General features: G+C 65.6%; 1 protein-coding gene. It reads right to left on the bottom strand.

The annotated features are described in order from the left end of the window. Nucleotides 1-112: 112 nt before the first annotated feature. A partial coding sequence (locus JMF90_RS39480; protein WP_305790786.1) for a glycosyltransferase family 9 protein occupies nucleotides 113-645 on the bottom strand: 533 nt, incomplete at its 5' end.

Raw genomic sequence — 645 nt, forward strand, 5'->3', positions numbered from 1 at the left:
AGCCGATATACGGCAGGAAATACGGTTGCATGATCGCGACTTTCATCGCCTCACCCCTGACGGACAAACGGCACAAAAAATGGCTGGAGAGCGGCGCGGCATGCCAAACAGGCTACGCATCGACGCACTCCCTGAAATGCGCGGCAAACACCCCCCGCAGCCGCTCGGCCATCTGAATCCAGCTCTCGCCGCGCCCGCGCCGGAACAACCGCACCGTGCCCGGATACCACGGCGAATCCTCACGGTCGTGCATCCACCGCCAGTCCACGTCCTGATTCGGCAGCAGCACCCAGCAGGGCTTGCCGAGCGATGCGGCCAGATGCGCGGTCGACGTGTCGACGCACACCACGAGATCGAGTTGCGCGACGATCGCGGCCGTATCGGCGAAATCGTCGAGCTCCGAGCCCAGGTGCAGCAACGGCAGCCCGCCCGGCGGCTGGCGCGCTTCGTCCTCGCCCTGCCCTTTCTGCAGGCTCACGAAATTCACGCCCGGCACGCTCCATAGCGGCGTCAGCAATGCCAGTGACGGCAGCGAACGGTGCACGTCGTTGTGATGCTTCGGATTGCCTTTCCATACAAGACCGACGCGCGGGCCGGCAGGCAACGCATCGAGGCGTGCGCCCCAGTGCGCGACGCACGCCGGAT

The organism is Burkholderia sp. E168m23, from assembly GCF_016586125.1.
Lineage (GTDB): Bacteria > Pseudomonadota > Gammaproteobacteria > Burkholderiales > Burkholderiaceae > Burkholderia > Burkholderia orbicola.